This is a genomic window from Pseudomonas sp. LBUM1646 (assembly GCF_059716165.1).
Map to the genome: position 1 here is coordinate 1,950,457 of NZ_CP166810.1, position 16,507 is coordinate 1,966,963.

The window sequence follows — 16,507 nt, forward strand, 5'->3', positions numbered from 1 at the left end:
CGGTCAGAGTAAGTGAGCTTCGCAACACCCTTTGCATTCATTTCAAAGGCAGTGTCGACGCAAGGTTTACCTGGAAACCATCGAGGTGGTCGATCCCGCTTTGTCGGTGGAGGCTTCTCAAGGGAAGGCTGACCGGGGGGATTTGTTCGACCAGAATTGACTTTCAGCTTGGTACTAACGCCGCGGATACTAACGGATTGAATTGGAGAAAGGAAGTGTGTTAGCCAAAAAGATTCTCGGTAGCGCCATTCAAACGCTTCGAGGGGCGTAATTATAGGCTGTAAATAAGGGCGCTTGCCCTGTAATGGCACAGGATTTTACCGTTGGTCGTCGAGCTTCAGTCGCCGTGAATCGCGGTTTTGCCCAGGCTTATCCCCAGGCTTGGCTGCAAAATGCGCCGAAAAAGCGCATCGATATAACCGCCGCGAAGGTACTTGTGCACATAAGTTGCGCAGACTGTCACGCCACTGTCACCTTGGCTTCAAACGCAGTGGGTGCCTGTAATGAAAATTTAAGTCAATGAAAAACATCGCTTTTTTTTACTGGTGAAAAAATCGTCAGTTTGACTGCGAGCCCCATTCCACAGGGCTTTGCGAGAGTTCAAGGGCGGTTGTCCACTGAGTTATCCACAGCTTCTGTGGATTGTCCCAAGCGCTTGCTCTAGGACGGGCGTGCCGGGTTTTTTTCGACTTTACCTGTAAGAAAAAAAGAGTAGAGTGGCGCGCCTTCCGATCTGCCCTACAGTGCTTTATGAAGTTTCGCTCAGTATCAACCGCTGTTACCGCAACGTCCCCGACTGTTACCCCTCCCAAGCGCTTTTCCATGCGTGTGGCCGAGTGGCTTTTGGATAGCCCGCGCCTGGGCGATAACCCCAACGTCAAACACTTCGCTGGACGTTTGCTCAAGCAACCGGCCCGTGAGGGCGTGGTGGCCGCGCAAAGCCGTCTGGGTCAGTTGATGTGCCGCGAGTGCGGCAACGCCCGGGATCGGCGCATCGGTCACGACATGCTGCGCCAGGCCGCCCGCGCCGGTGACCGCCGCGCCCAGCAGGAATTGGGGCTGACCGAAGACTGAGCTGTCCAAGACCTGACGCCTTGGTTAACCTTCAAGCTTTATCTCATCGGCAGGAGTGGCTATGGCTATCGACTTGACCAGCATATTGCTCGGTCTGGCAGGCGCGGCATTGCCATTGCTGGCACTGGCCTGGCAAATCCAGCGCCGGGCGAGCGCCGGGCAGGCCGACGTGGCGTTGCTGGAAGAACGGCTGGCCATGGCCCAATTGGCTCAGGACGGCTTGAATGCCCAACTCGATGCGTGCCGCGACGAAATCGGTGACCTGAGCCAGGCCAACTCCACCAAGCAAGCTGATCTTGCTGCGCTACGCCGTGAAGTCGAGCTGCTGCAAATCGAGCGCGACGATGCCCGCGACGCGTCCCACGCCTGGAATATCGAGCGCGCCGGCAAAGAGGCTGAGTTGCGTCGCCTGGACGCGCAAGCCGCTTCGCTCAACGCCGAGCTGCGTGAGCAACAGGAAAGCCATCAGCAACGCCTCAACGACCTTCAGGGCTCGCGCGACGAGTTGCGGGCGCAGTTCGCCGAACTGGCGGGCAAGATCTTCGACGAGCGCGAACAGCGTTTCGCCGAAACCAGTCAGCAGCGCCTCGGGCAATTGCTCGATCCGTTGAAGGAACGCATCCAGTCCTTTGAGAAGCGCGTCGAAGAAAGCTATCAGGCCGAGGCCCGTGAGCGTTTTTCCCTGGCCAAGGAGCTGGAGCGCCTGCAACAACTGAACCTGCGCCTGAGCGACGAAGCCACCAACCTGACCCGCGCCTTGAAAGGGCAGAAAACCCAGGGTAACTGGGGCGAGCTGATTCTCGAACGGGTGCTTGAGCACGCCGGCCTGGAAAAGGGCCGCGAGTACCAGACTCAGGTCACCCTTAAAGGCCCGGATGGCGAGCGTTTCCAGCCGGATGTGATCATTTACCTGCCCGGTGACAAGCAGGTGGTGGTCGACTCCAAGGTCAGCCTCACGGCGTACCAGCAATACGTCGCGGCCGAAGACGATGCCATCGGCCAGATTGCGATCAAGCAACACGTGCTGTCCCTGCGCAATCACGTCAAAGGCTTGTCCGGCAAGGATTACAAGCGACTCGATGGCTTGCACAGCCTGGATTTCGTTCTGCTCTTTGTTCCCATCGAAGCGGCGTTTTCCGCGGCATTGCAGGCCGAGCCGACGCTGTTTCAGGAGGCGTTCGACCGCAACATCGTGATCGTCAGCCCGACCACGTTGCTCGCCACGCTGCGGGTCATCGACAGCCTGTGGAAGCAGGAGCGCCAGACCCAGAACGCCCGGGAAATCGCCGAGCGGGCGGGGTGGCTGTACGACAAGTTCGTGTTGTTCATCCAGGACCTGGACGAAGTCGGCAATCGCTTGCAGCAACTGGATAAAGCCTACAGCTCTGCGCGCAACAAGCTGACGGAAGGGCGCGGCAACCTGGTCAGTCGCAGCGAGCAACTGAAGTTGCTGGGGGCGCGCGCGAGCAAGAGTTTGCCCGTTGATTTGCTCGAGCGGGCGATGACCGATGTGGACGGATTGGCCGAGTTGCCGGAGTAACCGATCGTTCCCACGCTCCGCGTGGGAATGCCGCCATGGACGCTCCGCGTCCGCTACTACAGCTGTGACGCAGAGCTTCATGGGATGCATTCCCACGCGGAGCGTGGGAATGATCTGTGTTTACCCGCTACAACGGTAAATGCCGACTCAACAACGCCCTCAACGCCGCCGGCTTAACCGGTTTGGCCAAATAATCCAGCCCCGCCGCATGCACCTGCGCCACGGTTTCCGGGCGTCCATCGGCACTGATCACCACCCCCGGCACCGGCTCGCCCAAGCGCGTGCGTAACCACGCCATCAACTCAGTCCCGGTTTCGCCGTCGTCCAGGTGGTAATCCACCAGCGCCAATTGCGGACGCATCCCGTCGCCGAGCAACGTCGCGCACTCTTCACGATTGCGCGCGGTCCAGACCTGGCAGCCCCAGCGGGTCAATAGGCTGTTCATGCCAATTAAAATGCTGTCTTCGTTATCGATACACAGCACCTGCGCGCCCGTCGGCAATTTGCCGTTCAGTTCAACCACCGTGTTCGGCACCACGATCTGCGCGCGGGCCAGCGGCACGGTGACGCTGAATACGCTGCCGTGCCCTGGCCAGGAACGCACCTGCAAAGTATGGCCGAGCACCCGGCACAAGCCGTCGGCAATCGCCAGGCCCAGGCCCAAGCCTTTTTCAGCGCGGGTCTGGTGGCTATCGAGGCGTTTGAACTCTTCGAAAATTACTTGCCGTTTATCTTCCGGAATCCCCGGCCCACGGTCCCAGACTTCCAGGCACAGTTCGCCCTTGCGCCGCCGAACTCCCAGCAGCACCGGGCCTTTGGCGTAGCGAAAAGCGTTGGTCAGGAAGTTTTGCAGGATCCGTCGCAGTAACTTGATGTCACTGTCGACCCGCAAGGTGCTGCCGCGCAGACGGAATTTCAGACCTTGTTCCCGAGCCAGTGCCTTGAACTCGGCACCGAGGATATCGAACAGCTCATTGAGCACGAACGGCTTGGGGGCGGGGTTGATCTTGCCGTTTTCCAGACGGGAAATGTCCAGCAAATCACTGATCAAGTCCTCGGCCGAGCGTAACGAACTGTCGAGGTGATGGATCAGTTTCTGCGCCTCGCCGGACAAGCCGTCGTCCTGATGGGTCAGAGCGGCGGAGAACAGTCGTGCAGCGTTCAACGGTTGCATCAAGTCATGGCTGACCGCCGCCAGAAAACGGGTTTTCGATTGGTTGGCCGACTCGGCAGTGCCCTTGGCTTCAGTCAGGGCGACGTTGAGTTGCGAGAGTTCGTGGGTCCGCGCGGTCACCCGTTGCTCCAGGCCTTCGTTGGCCTCGGTCAGCGCCTGCTCGGCCTCGCGGAACGCGGTGATGTCGGTGAAGCTCATGACGAAACCGCCACCAGGCATCGGGTTGCCGATCAGCTCGATCACACGGCCATTGGGGAAAAGTCGCTCAGAGGTGTGGGCCCGCCCCTGGCGCATCCAGTGCAGACGGCGAGCAACGTGGACTTCCGCTTCACCCGGGCCGCACAACCCGCGCTCGGCGTTGTAGCGAATGATGTCGGCAATCGGCCGACCGACGCTGATCAAGCCGTCAGGGTAGTTGAACAGCTCCAGATATCGCCGGTTCCAGGCCACCAGTTTCAGCGATTGGTCGACCACGCTGATGCCCTGGGTGATGTTCTCAATCGCGCCTTGCAGCAAGGCGCGGTTGAACTGCAACACTTCTGATGCTTCGTCGGCGATACGGACGACGTCTTCAAGCTGCATTTCCCGACCTTCGATGGCGGCTTTTACTACAGCGCGCGTCGAAGAAGCGCCAAGCACACCGGCCAGCAAGCGTTCGGTATGCGCGATCCATTCACCGTCGGCGTTCTGGTTCGGGTTGAAGCCTTTGCCCTGGCGATAGGCGAAACGGATGAAGCTTTGGCGGGCGCGTTCTTCACCGACAAAACGCGCGGCCAGTTGCAGCAAATCATCGATTTGCACCGACAGCATCGAGCGCGCGCTAGGCCGGGCACTGATTTCCTGACCAATGAAACGACCGGCCTGCCAGTGCTCTGAAACTCGCGTGCGCGACAGCACCGAGACCCAGGCAAACAACGTGAAGTTGGCCGCCAGCGACAGCACCACGCCTTGGGTCAACGGGGTGAGCGGCAGGTGCAGCGGGTTGCTGTGCAACCAGGCCAGCCCCGGAAAAGTGCTCAGGGACAGGCCGAGGCTGTGGGCGGCGATCGGCAGAATCAAGGTGTAGAACCAGAGGAATGTCCCAGCAGCGAGGCCGGCAAATACACCGCGACGGTTAGCCTGTTTCCAGTACAGCGCGCCGAGCATTGCCGGGGCTAGTTGGGTCACGGCGGCGAAGGCGATCTGGCCAATAGTCGCCAGGCTGGCGGTCGAGCCGAGCAGGCGATAACTGACGTAGGCCAGCAGCAAAATCACCACGATGCTGACTCGACGCACCGACAGCATCCATTGGCGGAACACTTCGAATGGCCGCTCGGCGTTGTTGCGTCGCAGCAACCACGGCAACAACATGTCGTTGGAGACCATGGTCGATAGCGCCACGCTGGCCACGATCACCATGCCGGTGGCCGCCGAAGCGCCGCCGATAAACGCCAGCAGCGCCAGCGCCGGATGGGCCTGGGCCAGCGGCAGACTGATGACGAAAGAATCCGGGAGTACAGAGCTCGGTAGCAACATCTGACCGGCCAGGGCGATCGGGACTACAAACAGCGCGGCCAATGCGAGGTAGGCCGGGAACACCCATTTGGCCAGGCGCAAATCCTGGGGCTCGATGTTCTCCACCACCGTGACGTGGAACTGCCGGGGCAGACAGATGATTGCCATCATCGCGACGCCGGTCTGCACCACCATCGACGGCCAGTTGATGGTTTCCTTCCAGTACTCTTCCAGGCGCGGGGCGAGCATGGCCTGGTCGAACAGGTCGTCGAAACCGTCGTACAAGCCGTAGGTCACAAACGCTCCGACCGCAAGAAACGCGAACAGCTTGACCAGCGATTCGAAGGCAATCGCCAGCACCATGCCGCGGTGGTGTTCGGTGGCGTCGAGGTTGCGGGTACCGAACACAATGGTGAACAGCGCCAGCACCAACGAGACAATCAGCGCTGTGTCCTGGGCGCGAGTGCCCATGGCATCGGCTCCGGCGCCGATCAGCAGGTTCACCCCGAGCACGATGCCCTTGAGTTGCAACGCAATGTAGGGCAATACGCCAACCAGGCAGATCAGTGCCACCACCACGGCCAGCGACTGCGACTTGCCATAGCGCGCGGCGATAAAGTCGGCGATGGAGGTGATGTTCTCCTGTTTGCTGATCATCACCATTTTTTGCAGGACCCACGGCGCGCACACCAGCAGCAGGATCGGCCCGAGGTAGATCGGCAGGAAGGACCAAAGCTGTTCGGCGGCCTGGCCCACGGCGCCAAAGAAGGTCCAACTGGTGCAATAAACGGCCAGCGACAGGCTGTACACCCACGCGCGCACTCGCGGCGGCAACGGCGTGCTGCGACGGTCGCCGTAGAAGGCGATGGCGAACATGATGGCCATATAGGCCAGGGCAACGGCGGCGATCAGCCCGCTGGACAGCGACATGGGAACTCCAGACAAAGACACCCGAGACTCCAGCCCGGTCAGACAGTCTCGCACGATGGCAGGGGTTCGTCAGTGTCGACCAAGGTCGTGGCGTGGCGGGGTGTCGCAGGGAGTTTGCGTTGGATCGTTTGTGTCTGTACCGGCCCCTTCGCGGGCAAGTCGAATCGTCGCACCGCTCGCTCCTACAGCGAAGGCGTCATCACTGACTCAACGCAATCTCGATCAACCGATGCAACTCCTCAACCTCCAGCGCCGCCGTCGAAAACAGGATGCGAAACACCGTCGGCGCCGCGATCAGGTTGATCAGCCGATCGACACTCGGCAGCGGCTGGTCTGGATAACGATCCAGAATGGTCTGCAACTGCCCGCCAATAATGGTCACGCAATAACCCGGCGTAGCGCTACATTGCACGTCGCGCAGCATATTGCGGCCGGGCTCTGAACTCATCTCATCCAGATACTGCTCGCCCCAGGCGCGCAGATCACCGCGCAGGTGGCCGGTGTTGGCCGGCTCGCTGTCGGGACGCATGTGGGCGAGGGCGACATCCGCCAGCAGCACCGCCAGATCGCCCCAACGTCGGTAGATGGTCGATGGCGTCACTCCGGCGCGTGCGGCAATTTGCGGCACGGTAACGGTCGCACGGTCCTGCTCTTCCAAGAGAGCACGGACCGCCGAATGAACCGACTCTTGTACCCGGGCACTGCGGCCACCCGGGCGTAAACCTTCTTTAATAGCCATGCGGCGGACCTTAACACAAAGAATTTGCTTTAAGCGCTAGCGAGTAGCACACTCCGCAAAAGCAAAAACTTAGCTTTTGCGGAGTGTGCTCATGTCTCGTTCAACGTCAAACCGTGTGAGCCTGTGGTTTCTGGCGATCACTTTACTCAGTTTTCTCGCCGCTTCCACGGCACCGACGCCGTTGTATCACTTGTATCAGGAGCAGTTGCAGTTCTCGGCGGCGACCCTGACCCTGATCTTCGGCGTGTACGCCCTCAGCTTGCTGGCGGCGCTGCTCACGGTGGGTTCGCTCTCGGATTTCCTCGGACGCAAGCCGGTGATCTTCACCGCCCTGTGGCTCAACATGCTGGCGATGTTGCTGTTTATCAACGCCGACAGCGTCGCCTGGTTGATCAGCGCTCGCGTGCTGCAGGGCTTTGCAACCGGGATGGCCACCGCCGTGTTGAGCGCCGCGTTGTTGGACACTGATCGCCAGCAAGGCCCGCTGGTCAACAGCGTTGCGCCGTTGCTGGGCATGGCCGTGGGCGCCATGGGTTGCGGCTTGTTGGCCGAGTTTGCGCCGCTGCCGCTGCAATTGACCTTTTGGCTGTTGCTCGCGCTGTTTGTGCTGCAAGCGCTGTACGTCTGGCGTCTGCCGGAAAGCGTCAGCCCGCAGCCAGGTGCCTGGGCCTCGCTGCGCCCGACTTTGCACGTGCCGATCCAGGCACGGCGTACGTTGTGGTCGGTGCTGCCGATCAACACGGCAGTGTGGGCGCTGGGTGGTTTCTTCGCTTCTTTGGCGCCGTCACTGGTGCGCACGGCCACGGGCTCGACCTCGAACCTGATCGGCGGCGCGACGGTCGCCGCGTTGACAGTGACCGGCGCGTTGATGATCTACACCTTGCGCAATCGGCCGGCGGACAAGGTGCTGCGCCTGGGTGCCAGTTTGCTGCCGGCCGGCATCGTGCTGATCCTGACGGCCGTCCACAGCGCCAGCCTGTCACTGTTTTTCATTGGCACCCTGGTGGCCGGTTGCGGTTTCGGTGCCGGTTTTCTCGGTGCCGTGCGCAGCCTCGTGCCGTTGGCCTTGCCCCATGAGCGGGCGGGGCTGATGTCGGCGTTTTATGTGCTGAGTTACCTGGCGTTTTGCTTGCCGTCGTTGCTGGCGGGAAGTTTGACGCGCACCTTTGGGCTGATTGCGACCACCGATGGTTATGGCACGGTGCTGATCGTGCTGGCCGTTGGTGCGTTGCTGGGGTTGATGCGTCAGCGTGCTGTGAAAGTCTGTGGCGCCGATGCAGGATGACCGTTAGCCTTTGGCCACTCATTCGACGGACCGCCCCATGAAAATCATCCGCAGCAAATCCTTCACCGCCGAACGCGCCTGGGGCGCGCTGGACATCGCCAACATGAACGGCATCACCACCCGTTTGCACTGGACGGACCAGCCCTATAAATGGCACGTCAACGACGGTCAGGAAGTGTTCGTCGTGCTCGATGGGCAAGTGCAGATGCATTACCGCGAAGACGGTGTCGAACAGCAGACCTTGCTGGACGTCGGCGATATTTTTTATGCGTCGGTGGGCACCGAGCATGTGGCGCATCCGCTGGGCGCGGCGCGGATTCTGGTGATCGAATCAGAAGGCAGTGTCTGACGTATATCTACAAAACAGATAACAGTTAGAGATATTACCCGTTATATAGATATTCGATTCGGATCTACCATGGGCTCTACCTCATCAGAGGACAGGAGTTCGCCATGATCTGCCCCAATGCTGCCAAGCCCGGTTACAAACCTTTAAGTCTTCTTCCACGACCGCTGGAAGCGATTCGCCAATTCACCCCGAACTGGTTTGCCGCGACTATGGGCACTGGTGTGCTGGCCTTGGCGCTGGCGCAATTGCCCGTTGCGATCCCCGGTATACACGCGGTAGCCGAGGGCTTGTGGCTGTTCAACATCTTTCTGTTTGTGTTGTTCACGGGGTTGTACGCCGCACGCTGGGTGCTGTTCTTCGATGAGGCACGGCGGATTTTCGGACACTCCACGGTGTCGATGTTTTTCGGCACGATTCCCATGGGGCTGGCGACCATCATTAACGGCTTCCTTGTGTTCGGTTTGCCGCGTTGGGGCGATGGGGTGATTCAGGTTGCCGAAGTGCTGTGGTGGCTGGATGTGGCGATGTCTCTGGCCTGCGGCGTGTTGATTCCGTACATGATGTTCACCCGTCAGGAACACAGCATCGACCAGATGACCGCCGTCTGGCTGTTGCCTGTGGTGGCTGCGGAAGTGGCCGCCGCCAGCGGTGGTCTGTTGGCGCCGCACTTGGCCGATGCCCATTCGCAACTGGTGGTGCTGGTGACCAGCTACGTACTGTGGGCATTTTCCCTACCGGTGGCGTTCAGCATTCTTACCATCCTGTTATTGCGCATGGCGCTGCATAAATTACCTCACGAAAACATGGCTGCTTCGAGTTGGCTGGCGCTTGGGCCGATCGGCACGGGCGCGCTGGGCATGTTGCTGTTGGGCGCCGATGCACCCGCGATCTTCGCCGCCAACGGTTTGCCGGGTATCGGTGAAATCGCCGCCGGGCTGGGGTTGGTGGCCGGGATCACCCTGTGGGGTTTCGGGCTGTGGTGGATGCTGATCGCGGTGCTGATCACCGGGCGTTACCTGCGCGCCGGTATTCCGTTCAACCTCGGCTGGTGGGGTTTTACTTTCCCGTTGGGCGTCTATTCTTTGGCCACGCTGAAATTGGCGAGCACTCTGAACCTGACGTTCTTCAGCGTCTTTGGCTGCGTGCTGGTGGCGTTGCTGGCGGTGATGTGGCTGATCGTCGGCAAGCGAACCGTGCAGGGCGCCTGGCGTGGCGAGCTGTTTGTCTCGCCGTGCATCGCAGGATTAAAGAAATAATCTGCGAAGATTAGGTAATGTGTGGCCTGGATCGGCGTTCAACATTCCAAGAACAGTCTCCACGCCACTCTCTACCCAACATCAGGGAAACACGGAAGATGAGTCACCCCTCACAGTTCACCTTACTTCGCACCCGGCGTTTCCTGCCGTTTTTCGTGACACAGTCCCTCGGGGCGTTTAACGACAACATCTTCAAGCAGTCGCTGATCCTCGCCATTCTGTACAAGTTGACCATCGACGGTGATCGCTCGATCTGGGTCAACCTGTGTGCACTGCTGTTCATCCTGCCGTTTTTCCTGTTTTCGGCGCTGGCCGGACAGTTCGGGGAAAAATTCGCCAAGGACGCGTTGATCCGTCTGATCAAGCTCGGGGAAATCGCCATCATGGCGGTAGGGGCGGTCGGTTTCCTGTTCGATCACTTGTCGCTGATGCTGGTGGCGCTGTTCGCCATGGGCACCCACTCGGCGCTGTTTGGGCCGGTGAAGTATTCGATCCTGCCCCAGGCCTTGCGCGAAGAGGAGCTGGTGGGAGGCAACGGCCTGGTGGAAATGGGCACCTTCCTGGCGATCCTCGCCGGGACCATTGGTGCCGGGATCATGATGTCGTCCGGTCACTACGCGCCCATCGTCTCTACGGCGATTGTCGGTGTCGCGGTGCTCGGTTACCTGGCCAGCCGCAGCATTCCGCGCGCGGCCGCTGCGTCGCCAGAGATGCGCCTGAACTGGAACATCTTCACCCAGTCCTGGGCCACCTTGAAGCTGGGCCTGGGCCAAACCCCGGCGGTGTCGCGTTCGATTGTCGGCAACTCGTGGTTCTGGTTTGTCGGGGCGATTTACCTGACGCAGATTCCTGCCTACGCCAAGGAATGGATGCAAGGTGACGAGACCGTGGTGACGCTGATCCTCACCGTGTTCTCGGTGGGTATCGCCCTCGGTTCGATGCTCTGCGAGAAGCTTTCCGGGCGCAAAGTCGAGATCGGTCTGGTGCCGTTCGGTTCGTTTGGTCTGACGGTGTTTGGTTTGCTGCTGTGGTGGCACTCCGGCGGAATTCCGGACAGTGAGAACGGCTATGGCTGGATCGAAGTCCTTGGCTTTGGCCACACCTGGCTGGTGCTGATCGATATCCTCGGGCTCGGCGTTTTTGGTGGTTTCTACATCGTGCCGTTGTACGCACTGATTCAGTCGCGCACCGCCGAGAACGAGCGGGCACGGGTGATTGCCGCCAACAACATTCTCAACGCCCTGTTTATGGTGGTGTCGGCGGTTGTTTCGATCGTGCTGCTGAGCGTGGTCAAGCTGTCGATCCCGCAGCTGTTCCTGGTGGTGTCGCTGCTGAACATCGGCGTCAACGCCTACATCTTCAGCATCGTTCCCGAATTCAGCATGCGTTTCATGATCTGGCTGCTCAGCCATTCCATGTACCGCGTGGAGCATCGCAACCTCGACCTGATTCCCGACGAAGGCGCAGCGTTACTGGTTTGCAACCACGTATCGTTCGTCGATGCGTTGCTGATTGGCGGCGCGGTGCGTAGGCCGATTCGCTTTGTGATGTATTACAAGATCTACAACCTGCCGGTGCTGAACTTTATCTTCCGTACGGCGGGGACAATTCCTATCGCCGGACGCCAGGAAGACATTCAGATCTACGAAAAGGCCTTCAAGCGGATTGCCCAGTATCTGAAGGACGGCGAACTGGTGTGCATCTTCCCGGAAGGCAAGTTGACCGCTGACGGTGAGATCAATGAGTTCCGGGGTGGGCTGACGCGGATTCTCGAAGAGACACCGGTACCGGTGATTCCGCTGGCGTTGCAAGGGTTGTGGGGAAGTTTCTTCAGTCGCGACCCGGCCAAGGGCGTGTTTCGCCGGTTGTGGTCGCGGGTGACGTTGGTGGCAGGGCCGGCGGTGGCGGTTGAGGTGGCTGAGCCGGCGAAGTTGCAGGTGATGGTTGGGGAGTTGCGCGGCACGGTTAGATAGTTGTCGTGATTGAGGGCCTCTTCGCGGGCAAGCCTCGCTCCTACAGGTTTTGTGGTGTGCTCTGTAGGAGCGAGGCTTGCCCGCGAAGGCGATCTAAAGGTTATGCGCTGACCTTAAGCCCAATGAGACCGGCAATAATCAACGCCACACTGGCCAACCGGAACAGCGCCATGGATTCACCAAACAGAATGATCCCGGCGATCACCGTGCCCACCGCCCCCACACCCGTCCAGATCGCATAGGCCGTGCCCAGCGGCAATTCCTTCATGGCAAGGCCAAGCAAGCCAAGGCTGATGGCCATGGCGGCGACGGTGAGTGCGGTGGGGAGCGGGCGGCTGAAGCCGTCGGTGTATTTCAGGCCAACGGCCCAGCCGACTTCGAACAGGCCGGCGAAAAACAGAATGATCCAGGACATGAGAGACCTCCATCGATTGACGGGGTCGTCCCCAGATTAATGACTCGATCGAGCCGCGAGGTCGTCCTCGCGTTGCGCCATAGAGTGCCCATCATTAATCCGAGGATCAAGTTTGCCGCTTATTCAGTCGCCTGCCGCGCCGCCGTTTCCCGATCTTCTTTCTCGCTCATGCGGCGGAAATAGGTCGAGAGCAGCGCCCCGGAAATGTTGTGCCACACACTGAACAACGCGCTCGGCACCGCCGCCAATGGCGAGAAGTGCGCACTGGCCAGCGCGGCGCCCAACCCGGAGTTCTGCATGCCGACTTCCAGTGCCAGAGACTTGCGCTGGGGTAGCGGCAGCTTGAACAGGCGCCCGGTGAAGTAACCCAGCAGGTAGCCGAAGCTGTTGTGCAGCATCACCACCGCCATGATCAGCAGGCCGGACTCGGCGATCTTCGCCTGGCTGGCCGCCACGACCGCGGCGACGATGATCACGATGCTCACCACCGACACCAGCGGCAACACTTCAACCGCGTGGCGCACCTTGTTGCCCAGCAGCCGCTGCGCCACCACGCCAAGCACGATTGGCAGCAGCACCACTTGCAGGATCGACCAGAACAACTCCATGAACGACACCGGCAACCAGGCCGAGGCCAACAGCCAGATCAGCGCCGGGGTCAGCAGCGGGGCGAGGAGGGTGGTGACGGCGGCGATGGCCACCGACAGCGCCAGATCGCCGCGAGCGAGCCAGGTCATCACATTGGACGACGTGCCGCTTGGGCAGCAGCCGACCAGGATCACGCCGACCGCGATTTCCGGTGGCAGGTGAAACACCTGGCAGAGCAACCACGCCATACCCGGCATGATCACGAAATGCGCGACGACGCCCAACGCTACGCGCCACGGATGGCGAGCGACTTCGGCGAAGTCTTCAAGTTTGAGGGTCAGGCCCATGCCGAACATCACCAACCCCAGCAGCGGCACGATGGCGCCTTTGAGGCCAATGAACCATGTCGGTTCCAGGAACGCCAAGACGGCGAAAATCAGCACCCAGTAAGCGAAGGTGTTGCCGACAAAGCGGCTTAAAGCGGCGAGGGCACGCATGGACTGTTCCTTATTGTATGAAAGCGTTAGGGAGCTAAGCATACGTGGCCTGTAAAAAGATCGCAGCCTTCGGCAGCGCCTACTTTGGAATGCGTTTCCCGTAGGCGCTGCCGAAGGCTGCGATCTTTTTTACAGGCGCCTGCCAGTCAAGGCGGGCGCCCTTCAAGGCGGTCAGATGCCCTGCGGAGTCTCTTCCCCACCCAACGCCTCAACCAGCGCCGGCAGGAAGTCGCCGAAGGTCAGCATCATCAGGGTGAAGCTGGCGTCCAGTTGGCCCAGGGCTTCGTCGCCGCCGTCCTGTTCCGCCTGATCCTGCAGCAAGTCTTCGAACTTCAGGCGCTTGACGGTCATTTTGTCGTCGAGCATGAACGACAACTTGTCCTGCCACGCCAGGGACAGCTGAGTGACCACTTTGCCGGTGCTCAGGTGCAGCTGGATTTCGTCGCTGGTCAGGTCTTGACGCTTGCAACGCACGATACCGCCGTCTTCGTGGGTGTCGCGCAGTTCGCACTCGTCCAGCACAAAGAAGTCGTCCGCAGCTTTCTGGGTCTTGACCCAGTCGGTCATGGTGGCTGTCGGGGCCATTTTTACGGTCAGCGGACGTACCGGCAGCGAGCCGATCACTTCACGCAGGGTCGACAGCAGGTCTTCGGCGCGTTTCGGGCTGGCCGAGTTGACCAGGATCAGGCCTTGTTTTGGCGCGATGGCAGCGAAAGTCGACGAGCGACGGATAAAGGCACGCGGCAGGAAGGCCAGGATGATTTCATCCTTGATCTGGTCGCGTTCCTTTTTATAGACCTTGCGCATTTGCGTGGCTTCGATCTCTTCGACCTTTTCCTTCACCGCATCACGCACGACGCTGCCCGGCAGAATGCGTTCTTCTTTACGGGCGGCGATCAGCAGGAAATCACCGCTGACGTGCGCCAGTGGAGCATCTTCGCCTTTGCCGAATGGCGCGACGAAACCGTAGGTGGTCAACTCCTGGCTTGCACATGGACGGGCCAGTTTGGTCGCCAGTGCAGTTTCCAACGCCTCGGCATCAAAAGGCAGATCTTGGGTCAGGCGATAGATAAGCAGGTTTTTGAACCACATGGGGCAAGTCTCTCCTTTATACAAAGGGGGGCATTATTCTCTTCGCGGCGCCATAGGCCAACCCTTCTCTAAGCCTTTGGAAGGCCTGAATAAATTAATTAAAAAAGTGCTTGCCAGAGGTGGGGGTGCTCCGTAGAATGCGCGCCACACCGAAGCGAAGGGTGATTAGCTCAGCTGGGAGAGCGTCTGCCTTACAAGCAGAATGTCGGCGGTTCGATCCCGTCATCACCCACCATTCGTTCTTAGTGTTACGCGCAGCGGTAGTTCAGTCGGTTAGAATACCGGCCTGTCACGCCGGGGGTCGCGGGTTCGAGTCCCGTCCGCTGCGCCATATTCGGTAACCTGGAATGCTGAACGCCAGGTCACCACGGAAAAGCCCGCTAACGCGGGTTTTTTTCTGTCTGTTGTTTCTGCGGGACGTGTGATTTCACCGGTTTTCAGATTTTTTGATAAATTTATCAATTAAATCAACACTTTACGAAAACCTGTGGCATAATGCGCCCCGTAACGAAGGTACTGGGTGATTAGCTCAGCTGGGAGAGCGTCTGCCTTACAAGCAGAATGTCGGCGGTTCGATCCCGTCATCACCCACCATTACTTTCAATGCTACGCGCAGCGGTAGTTCAGTCGGTTAGAATACCGGCCTGTCACGCCGGGGGTCGCGGGTTCGAGTCCCGTCCGCTGCGCCATATTCGGTAACCTGGAACGCTGAACGCCAGGTCACCACACAGAAAGCCCGCTTAATGCGGGCTTTTTGCTGTCCGGAATTTGGCAAGCCGTACGGTGACCTTGTAGCCGCTGGCGAAGCCTGCGTTCGGCTGAGAAGCAGTCGTAAACCTGAGTGCGAGCTCTGCCTGACACACTGCGGTGTCTGAATTCACGACTGCTGCGCAGCCGGACGCAGGCTTCGCCAGCCGCTACAAAGGTGTGCTGTCTACTGCTGCTCGGCGTTGCGGCTGTGTCGGTAATCACTCACTGCTTCGTACACCGCCTTACGTAGCCGATTAATCCCACCAATCGGCCGATGCGCCTCCAACCCAAACCACGGGTTGAACGACTGATTGTCGCATTGCAGATTCAGCGCCGGGGTGTCGAAATCCTGCGCGGGGACGTTGATCCGCGCCACGGTTACAAAAGGTGCGTCGCTTTCGCTCCACTCGATGCTGGTGTCTTCGATGGGCATGTATTTGTTCGCATCCTGGCGCTGGATCTGCAAGACGAAACACGCCGGTACCCGGTCGGTCGACAACTGTTGGTTCAGCGCATTGCGCAGGAAGTTCGGCAGGTCCTGATTTTGCTTGGGCAGGACGTAGGCCGGGCAGCTTTCCGGGTCGGGCATGACGCGGAACTTGGCATTATCTGCACCAAACTTGTAGGGCGAAACCGAGAAATAGGTAGTCCGGGTCGGACTTTCTGGCGCGGGGGAGAGTGTCGCCAAGGCGATAAACAGGTGGCGAACCTGCCAGGTGCGCGGGTCCCAGCCCGGAAAGAATGCCAACGCCGTTTTGCCGTCAGCCTGGGCCGCCACATTCTGACGGTACTCGGCGACATCGCTGACGAAGAAATTCGGATGGCTGAACATTACGAAGTCTTGTTCGTTGCGAGCCGCCTGGTCGGCCAGCAATTGTTTGCCTGGCACATCAAGCAATTTGATGGCCATGCCTCGGGCGTCGCGGATGCTGTCGAATTGCGGGTAGGCATTGCCATTGGACAGTCGCACGGCCGCTTGCCATGTTTTGCCGGGTTCGCTGAACACGCCTTGACGCAGCTCCACTGCCAGCTCCGGCAACACCTGGACCTCGGCTTTCACGCAGCCATGGGCCTTGGCGTGGGCATCGCGCAGGTAGCGGGTGCTTTCGCGATGCTGATCGACGATGCGTACGGCGGTCTGGATGATGTCCTGGGTCATCGCCGATTCACCGTCCGGGATCCGTTCCTCGGCGGAGACCGCGCCGCTGTGCTGCCAGGCAAACCACGCGGTGGCGAGTGCCCATCCGAGCAATCCGAGGGCCAGCAACCACAGCAGGGTCTTGGCGAGGAAGGCGCCGAGGCGCAGCCAGAGCGTGATCAGCATGAGTAAGTCCTTTTGATGGAGGCAGGG

12 protein-coding genes and 4 tRNA genes are annotated in these 16,507 nt (G+C 60.0%); 10 read left to right on the forward strand and 6 right to left on the reverse strand.

Annotation, left to right across the window (positions count from 1 at the left end; translation table 11 throughout):
- Nucleotides 1–750 precede the first annotated feature (750 nt).
- Together ACA071_RS08730 and ACA071_RS08735 are read left to right on the forward strand one after the other, a co-directional pair.
- On the forward strand, nucleotides 751–1,074 hold the full coding sequence (locus tag ACA071_RS08730) for a sel1 repeat family protein (protein ID WP_497643969.1): 324 nt from the start codon (nucleotides 751–753) through the stop codon (nucleotides 1,072–1,074).
- Nucleotides 1,075–1,249: 175 nt separating this feature from the next.
- Nucleotides 1,250–2,614: a DNA recombination protein RmuC gene (locus ACA071_RS08735; RefSeq protein ID WP_497645282.1), complete on the forward strand. Its 1,365-nt coding sequence runs from the start codon at nucleotides 1,250–1,252 to the stop codon at nucleotides 2,612–2,614.
- Nucleotides 2,615–2,741: 127 nt separating this feature from the next.
- Here ACA071_RS08735 and ACA071_RS08740 read toward each other — a convergent pair whose 3' ends face one another.
- The gene (locus ACA071_RS08740; protein ID WP_497643970.1) at nucleotides 2,742–6,212 is read right to left on the reverse strand and encodes a hybrid sensor histidine kinase/response regulator; all 3,471 of its coding nucleotides are present in this window, start codon (nucleotides 6,210–6,212) and stop codon (nucleotides 2,742–2,744) included.
- 199 nt (nucleotides 6,213–6,411) lie between these two features.
- A complete protein-coding gene (locus ACA071_RS08745; protein ID WP_497643971.1) occupies nucleotides 6,412–6,951 on the reverse strand; it encodes a TetR/AcrR family transcriptional regulator in 540 nt (179 codons plus the stop codon).
- Between the two features lie 91 nt (nucleotides 6,952–7,042).
- Here ACA071_RS08745 and ACA071_RS08750 point away from each other — a divergent pair, with 91 nt between their 5' ends.
- The 4 genes from ACA071_RS08750 (at nucleotide 7,043) to ACA071_RS08765 (ending at nucleotide 11,814) form a co-directional block, all read left to right on the forward strand.
- Nucleotides 7,043–8,236, forward strand: coding sequence for an MFS transporter (locus ACA071_RS08750; protein WP_497643972.1), 1,194 nt, complete (start codon nucleotides 7,043–7,045; stop codon nucleotides 8,234–8,236).
- 37 nt (nucleotides 8,237–8,273) lie between these two features.
- On the forward strand, nucleotides 8,274–8,585 hold the full coding sequence (locus ACA071_RS08755; RefSeq protein WP_497643973.1) for a cupin domain-containing protein: 312 nt from the start codon (nucleotides 8,274–8,276) through the stop codon (nucleotides 8,583–8,585).
- 104 nt (nucleotides 8,586–8,689) lie between these two features.
- Nucleotides 8,690–9,841, forward strand: coding sequence for a TDT family transporter (locus ACA071_RS08760; protein ID WP_497643974.1), 1,152 nt, complete (start codon nucleotides 8,690–8,692; stop codon nucleotides 9,839–9,841).
- 98 nt (nucleotides 9,842–9,939) lie between these two features.
- Nucleotides 9,940–11,814 carry an MFS transporter gene (locus tag ACA071_RS08765; RefSeq protein ID WP_497643975.1) on the forward strand — a complete coding sequence of 625 codons (1,875 nt, stop codon included), beginning with the start codon at nucleotides 9,940–9,942 and terminating at the stop codon, nucleotides 11,812–11,814.
- 100 nt (nucleotides 11,815–11,914) lie between these two features.
- Here the strand turns inward: ACA071_RS08765 and sugE are convergent, their stop codons facing one another.
- The 3 genes from sugE to rdgC form a co-directional block, all read right to left on the reverse strand.
- The gene (gene sugE / locus ACA071_RS08770; protein ID WP_010456757.1) at nucleotides 11,915–12,229 is read right to left on the reverse strand and encodes a quaternary ammonium compound efflux SMR transporter SugE; all 315 of its coding nucleotides are present in this window, start codon (nucleotides 12,227–12,229) and stop codon (nucleotides 11,915–11,917) included.
- Nucleotides 12,230–12,348: 119 nt separating this feature from the next.
- Complete coding sequence (locus ACA071_RS08775; RefSeq protein WP_497643976.1) at nucleotides 12,349–13,314, reverse strand: bile acid:sodium symporter family protein; 966 nt, start codon at nucleotides 13,312–13,314, stop codon at nucleotides 12,349–12,351.
- A 171-nt stretch (nucleotides 13,315–13,485) separates the two neighbouring features.
- Entirely contained in the window at nucleotides 13,486–14,406 is a 921-nt protein-coding gene (rdgC, locus tag ACA071_RS08780; RefSeq protein WP_123510650.1) for a recombination-associated protein RdgC, read from the reverse strand.
- A gap of 159 nt (nucleotides 14,407–14,565) precedes the next feature.
- On the opposite strand from rdgC, the gene ACA071_RS08785 reads away from it, so the two are divergent.
- The 4 genes from ACA071_RS08785 to ACA071_RS08800 all read left to right on the forward strand — a co-directional run bounded on the left by ACA071_RS08785 (nucleotide 14,566) and on the right by ACA071_RS08800 (nucleotide 15,095).
- Nucleotides 14,566–14,641, forward strand: a tRNA-Val gene (locus tag ACA071_RS08785).
- Between the two features lie 19 nt (nucleotides 14,642–14,660).
- Nucleotides 14,661–14,737, forward strand: a tRNA-Asp gene (locus ACA071_RS08790).
- A 187-nt stretch (nucleotides 14,738–14,924) separates the two neighbouring features.
- Nucleotides 14,925–15,000, forward strand: a tRNA-Val gene (locus ACA071_RS08795).
- Nucleotides 15,001–15,018: 18 nt separating this feature from the next.
- A tRNA-Asp gene (locus tag ACA071_RS08800) sits at nucleotides 15,019–15,095 on the forward strand.
- Nucleotides 15,096–15,340: 245 nt separating this feature from the next.
- Here ACA071_RS08800 and ACA071_RS08805 read toward each other — a convergent pair.
- Entirely contained in the window at nucleotides 15,341–16,480 is a 1,140-nt protein-coding gene (locus ACA071_RS08805) for a catalase family protein (RefSeq protein WP_497643977.1), read from the reverse strand.
- Between the last annotated feature and the right edge of the window lie 27 nt (nucleotides 16,481–16,507).

Excerpts from the sequence above, each read along its gene's own strand:
- ACA071_RS08730 (WP_497643969.1), top strand. The coding sequence starts at position 751 with ATGAAGTTTCGCTCAGTATCAACCGCTGTTACCGCAACGTCCCCGACT.
- ACA071_RS08740 (WP_497643970.1), bottom strand. The coding sequence starts at position 6,212 with ATGTCGCTGTCCAGCGGGCTGATCGCCGCCGTTGCCCTGGCCTATATG.
- ACA071_RS08745 (WP_497643971.1), bottom strand. The coding sequence starts at position 6,951 with ATGGCTATTAAAGAAGGTTTACGCCCGGGTGGCCGCAGTGCCCGGGTA.
- ACA071_RS08750 (WP_497643972.1), top strand. The coding sequence starts at position 7,043 with ATGTCTCGTTCAACGTCAAACCGTGTGAGCCTGTGGTTTCTGGCGATC.
- ACA071_RS08755 (WP_497643973.1), top strand. The coding sequence starts at position 8,274 with ATGAAAATCATCCGCAGCAAATCCTTCACCGCCGAACGCGCCTGGGGC.
- ACA071_RS08760 (WP_497643974.1), top strand. The coding sequence starts at position 8,690 with ATGATCTGCCCCAATGCTGCCAAGCCCGGTTACAAACCTTTAAGTCTT.
- ACA071_RS08765 (WP_497643975.1), top strand. The coding sequence starts at position 9,940 with ATGAGTCACCCCTCACAGTTCACCTTACTTCGCACCCGGCGTTTCCTG.
- sugE (WP_010456757.1), bottom strand. The coding sequence starts at position 12,229 with ATGTCCTGGATCATTCTGTTTTTCGCCGGCCTGTTCGAAGTCGGCTGG.
- ACA071_RS08775 (WP_497643976.1), bottom strand. The coding sequence starts at position 13,314 with ATGCGTGCCCTCGCCGCTTTAAGCCGCTTTGTCGGCAACACCTTCGCT.
- rdgC (WP_123510650.1), bottom strand. The coding sequence starts at position 14,406 with ATGTGGTTCAAAAACCTGCTTATCTATCGCCTGACCCAAGATCTGCCT.
- ACA071_RS08805 (WP_497643977.1), bottom strand. The coding sequence starts at position 16,480 with ATGCTGATCACGCTCTGGCTGCGCCTCGGCGCCTTCCTCGCCAAGACC.